A 4,794-nucleotide genomic window follows, 5' to 3' on the forward strand; every position below is an offset into this window, starting at 1 on the left:
GTTTTACAGGTGACCCTGTTCTCAGGCGACCCTGATCTTTTCCCGCGTGAACGCAGCTCCCTTCCGGCCACTCCCGGACCCCGCATCGCAACCGACGCGCTGCCTCCCATTCACGAACTGCATCGAAGGCGATTATTCCTGTGAGGTCAAGGGAAATGACCGAATTCCAACGCGTTTGAAATCCGATTGCCGGAAATGCCCGAATTGCAGACAAACGCGCCCGTAAATTTGCCACGGCCGCAAACAAAGTCGGCAAAGTCCGGCCACCCGCATGAGCCCAACACCGGCAATGATCAGGCTGGCGTTTATTCTTGTTTTCTTGGGGAAAACCTCGCCGGCAACCGCACCTTGGCGAACCGGACGGCCGGCTGCATTCATCGATGCAGATCAACATGTATGATGAGCAGCACACGGACAATCACTGGGTAAGCAACCAGACACCGATGGCCACCATCAGGGTGCCGGAGATCCGCGGAATCACCCGGCCGGCCGGGACGGTCTTCTCCAGCAGGATGAGGATGGCAATGCCGGCGACCCACAGCACGTTCATGACGCCGCCGACGAACAGCAGCGCCATCAGCGCCCAGCAGCAGCCGAGGCAATAGGCGCCGTGCGCGATACCCAGTCGCAGCGCGCCGAGCGGCGCGGTGCGGAAGCCGCCATGACTGGTCAGGAAGGCGATCGGCGCCTGGCATTGGCTGAGGCAGACGCCCTTCACCGGCGTCCATTGGTAGAGGCCGGCGGCAATCAGGATGAGGCCGCCGAGGATGCCGCTGTTGGTCGCCATCATCGGGTTCAGCAAAGCGAGACGGCCCAGCAGCCATTGCGCGCCTGTGGCCGCAAGGCTGAAGGCCACCCAGACCAGCAGATAGCCAGCGAAGAACCACCCTGTCGAGGCGATGGTCCGGCCGCTCGCCCCGGCTTTGCGGCCGACGCCGGCATAGAGCAGCAGCATCGGCGCGACGGACGGCGTCATCATGCCAACCATCATCACCGACCACATGGCGAAGATGAAAACGAAATCGGCCACCGTCCAGGCGCGGATGGCCGGCGCGACCGCCGCACCAATGTCCATGCCAGGCATGTCCATGCCACTCATATCCGACGTGCTCATGCCGGCCATGTCGCCGCCGGTCTCCATGGGCGTGGCTGGCATGCCCATGGAGGCGGCGAGCCAAAACACATAGGCCCAAGCGAGCACGGCAATCGCCACGAGCGATGCGGCGACGACCGCGCGGTCACGCCGCAGCACTGCTTCGAGGGCCGTGTCGCTCATGCGATTTCAGTGCACCACGCCGCTTTGCGTCATATGCATGATGGCGAAGTGGCTGTGACTGTCGGCCAATTCGAACTTGATCGGGCCCGATGCCCTGGTCCAGCCGCGCCCGGCCTCTGCGAGCGCGTATTCGAAGCCGTGCGGCAGGTCGATGCGCACCCGATGCTCTTGGCCGGTGACGGGGTTCTTGATCGGCTCGCCGTGACCGGACGTCACGCCGGGCACGTCCATCCGGGCCGTGCGCGCATCGATGTCGATGCTGAGGTCGATGGCGGCGAAGATCGGATCGTGCACCTTCTCCAGCGTGGTCGAGAAGACCTGGAAGATGGTCGCGCCGGGTTCGGTGTCCTGGCCGCTCAGGATGCGAAGCAGCGCGTTGCGCTGCGCTTCGGTGGCCCGTTCGTCGATGACGACCGCTGCCTCGCCCCCGCCCTCATGGATCGGGCCCGGCCAACGGAAGATTCCGGCAAAGCGCAAGCCGTCAAGCTTGGTGTCGCCGTGATAGCCGTGTTCGATTTCCACGCCCGCCACGGCCTGGCAGAACCCATTCGTCGGCAGGGAGTTGAACTGGCACGGACAGCCATAGGCGCAGTTGCAGTTGGTGAATTCGCGCGCCTTGATCATCCATTTGATGTCGGTCATCGCAGTCCTCCCCTTGGCTGGCACGAAATGCCTGCATTGCGGGGAAGACTGGACCCGCGGCCGGTAAAATCGTCCGGCCCGCAGCGAGGCAACCCGGCAATGATTCTATATTAGGACGTAATTATATAACTTTCCCAACAAGCCTGATAGTCGGATCAAAGTCCGATCGTCCCGGCGCCAAGGCTGGGCCCCCCGCCGTCCGCCCGGCAAGGATTTGGCACATCGAAACACCACCGACTGGCGGACGCCGGGCGGTTGCGCGGCCCGGGCCACCGCATTATGGCTGGCATCACCCCCACCACAGGCAAGAGATATGGCAAAAGACAGCAGCGAACTGGGCATCAACACGCGGCTTGCCCATTCCGGCAACAATCCGCGCGACTATTTCGGCTTCGTCAATCCACCGGTCGTGCATGCCTCGACGGTGCTCTATCCCGATGCGGCGTCGATGGCGGCACGCAGCCAGAAATACACCTACGGCACGCGCGGCACGCCGACCATGGACGCGCTGACGCTTGCGGTCGACGCGCTGGAGGGCTCGGCCGGCACAATCGCCGTGCCCTCGGGCCTCGCCGCGGTGACGGTGCCGCTGCTCACCTTCCTCGCGTGCGGCGACCATCTCTTGATCGTTGACAGCGTCTACCACCCGACACGGCATTTCGCCGACACGATGCTGAAGCGCCTGGGCATCGATGTGGAGTATTACGACCCTCATATCGGCGCCGGCATCGCCGCGCTGATCAAGTCCAACACCAAAGTGGTGTTCACGGAATCGCCGGGGTCGAACACCTATGAGGTGCAGGACATACCGGCGATCGCCAAAGCGGCGCATCAGGCGGGCGCCATCGTCATGATGGACAACACCTGGGCGACGCCGCTCTATTTCAAGCCACTCGACCATGGCGTCGACATCTCGATCCATGCGGCGACGAAATACCCGGCCGGCCATTCGGACGTGCTGCTCGGCACCGTCTCGGCCAACGAGACGTACTGGAAACAGCTCTACGAAGGTTTTTGCACACTGGGCTGCTGTTCCGGGCCCGACGACATCTATCAGGTACTGCGCGGCCTGCGCACGATGGGGGTTCGGCTTGAGCATCACCAGAAGAGCGCGCTCGCGCTAGCGCTCTGGCTGGAGGGGCAGCCAGGCGTGGCGCAGGTGCTGCATCCGGCGCTGGAGAGCCACCCGGACCACGCGCTGTGGAAGCGCGACTTCTGCGGCTCAAGCGGCATCTTCTCGATCGTCCTCAAGGGTGGCGGGCAAAAAGCGCAGCACGCCTTCCTCGACGCGCTGAAGATCTTCGGCCTCGGCTATTCCTGGGGCGGCTATGAGAGCCTCGCCGTACCGGTCTTCCTTGGCGACCGCACCATAGCCAAGCGCTCCTATGAGGGGCCGCTGATCCGCCTGCAAGTCGGGCTTGAGGACGTCGACGATCTCAAGGCCGACTTATTGCGCGGGCTTGCGGCGGCGGCGACCTGACCTGCGAGCGGGAACCCTGAGGGATGGATTCCGCACACGGCCGCAAGGCCTTGGCGCGATTGAGAAAGCGAAGGCCACAGGCGATAGCCCCCAACCCGCGTCGCGCAATAATATTCTCCGCAACCGCGAATACACGGATTGGTTTGGCTTCCAAATTCGCGGCCGCGGCTGCATTGCGGGCGCCGCAATCTCTCTTGCGTTTCAGGATCTCCCATGGCGTTTCGCCTTTTTGTCCCCATCCTTGCCGGCGCGACGCTGCGCGAGCGGCTGCTTGCCTGCATCGGCGCCACGATCGGCATCGCGCTGACCGGCGTGATCAGCGGGCTGGCGATGGGCGGCGGCCCGCATGTGGCGCTGCTGGTGGCACCGATGGGGGCGTCGGCCGTGCTGCTCTTTGCGGTGCCGGCAAGCCCGCTGGCGCAGCCCTGGTCGATCATCGGCGGCAATTCGATCTCGGCACTGGTCGGCGTGACCGTGGCGCACTTCGTGCACGACCCGGTGATCGCGTCCGGCCTTGCGGTGGCGCTCGCCATTGCCGCCATGTCGTTCACCCGCTGCCTGCATCCGCCGGGCGGCGCCGCCGCGCTCACCGCCGTGCTTGGCGGCCCGGCGGTGGTCAGCGCCGGCTTTTTGTTCCCCTTCGTGCCGGTGGCGCTGAATTCGACCATTCTGGTCACGCTCGGCTTCCTCTTCCACCGGCTGGCGCGGCGCAACTATCCGCATGTCGTCGCGCCCGCCGCCAACAGCCACGGCACCGCCGATCCGCCGCCACAGGAGCGCGTCGGCTTCCGGCCCGAGGATATCGACGCGGCGCTGGCCACGCTCGACGAGACCTTCGACATCGACCGCGACGACCTCGAACGGCTGCTGCGCCAGGTCGAACTGCAGGCCATGGTGCGCTCGCACCGGACGCTGCTTTGCTCAGACATCATGTCCCGCGACGTGATCTCTGTGCCCGAAGACGCCACAGCCGACGCGGCGCGCCAGCAACTGCTCGACCACAATATCCGTACCTTGCCGGTGGTCGACGCCGAAGCCAGGCTGGTGGGCGCCGTCGGCCTGCGCGAGCTGACGAAAGCCACCGACACGGTGAAGGGCGTGATGTCGAAGGTCGGCACCGCCTCGCCCGACACGCCGGCGATGAGCCTGCTGCCAGTGCTGACCGACGGGCGCAGTCATGCGGTGGTGATCGTCGATGCCGAGCGGCGTATCCTCGGCCTGATCACCCAGACCGACCTGCTGGCGGCGGCAGCGCGGGTGCGCGGCGCAGACACGGCGCGGGCGGCGGCGTAATATCGCCGCCGAACACCGCCGAATTCCGGGAACCTTTTGCCGGCAAGGCGCATCCAATGCCCCGATCAGGCATCTGTTCGGGAGATCGGCTCGCAATGCACAC

4 protein-coding genes are annotated in these 4,794 nt (G+C 65.1%); 2 read left to right on the forward strand and 2 right to left on the reverse strand.

What is annotated here, in order from left to right; genetic code table 11:
• Positions 1–418 precede the first annotated feature (418 nt).
• Together EOA33_RS24635 and EOA33_RS24640 are read right to left on the reverse strand one after the other, a co-directional pair.
• On the reverse strand, positions 419–1,276 hold the full coding sequence (locus EOA33_RS24635) for a DUF2182 domain-containing protein (RefSeq protein ID WP_127406817.1): 858 nt from the start codon (positions 1,274–1,276) through the stop codon (positions 419–421).
• A 6-nt stretch (positions 1,277–1,282) separates the two neighbouring features.
• Positions 1,283–1,918 (reverse strand): DUF1326 domain-containing protein, encoded by a 636-nt coding sequence (locus EOA33_RS24640; protein ID WP_127406818.1) that lies wholly within the window; start codon positions 1,916–1,918, stop codon positions 1,283–1,285.
• Between the two features lie 313 nt (positions 1,919–2,231).
• Between EOA33_RS24640 and EOA33_RS24645 the strand changes: the two genes are divergently transcribed.
• Both EOA33_RS24645 and EOA33_RS24650 read left to right on the forward strand, forming a co-directional pair.
• The gene (locus EOA33_RS24645) at positions 2,232–3,398 is read left to right on the forward strand and encodes a cystathionine beta-lyase (RefSeq protein ID WP_127406819.1); all 1,167 of its coding nucleotides are present in this window, start codon (positions 2,232–2,234) and stop codon (positions 3,396–3,398) included.
• A 213-nt stretch (positions 3,399–3,611) separates the two neighbouring features.
• Complete coding sequence (locus EOA33_RS24650) at positions 3,612–4,691, forward strand: HPP family protein (RefSeq protein ID WP_127406820.1); 1,080 nt, start codon at positions 3,612–3,614, stop codon at positions 4,689–4,691.
• Positions 4,692–4,794: the final 103 nt, after the last annotated feature.

Origin of the sequence: Mesorhizobium sp. M4A.F.Ca.ET.050.02.1.1 (assembly GCF_003997725.1) — a bacterium.
Lineage (GTDB): Bacteria > Pseudomonadota > Alphaproteobacteria > Rhizobiales > Rhizobiaceae > Mesorhizobium.

Bases quoted from the DNA above. Each gene is read 5' to 3' on its own strand.
- EOA33_RS24635 (WP_127406817.1), bottom strand. From the start codon at position 1,276: ATGAGCGACACGGCCCTCGAAGCAGTGCTGCGGCGTGACCGCGCGGTC.
- EOA33_RS24645 (WP_127406819.1), top strand. From the start codon at position 2,232: ATGGCAAAAGACAGCAGCGAACTGGGCATCAACACGCGGCTTGCCCAT.
- EOA33_RS24650 (WP_127406820.1), top strand. From the start codon at position 3,612: ATGGCGTTTCGCCTTTTTGTCCCCATCCTTGCCGGCGCGACGCTGCGC.
- EOA33_RS24640 (WP_127406818.1), bottom strand. From the start codon at position 1,918: ATGACCGACATCAAATGGATGATCAAGGCGCGCGAATTCACCAACTGC.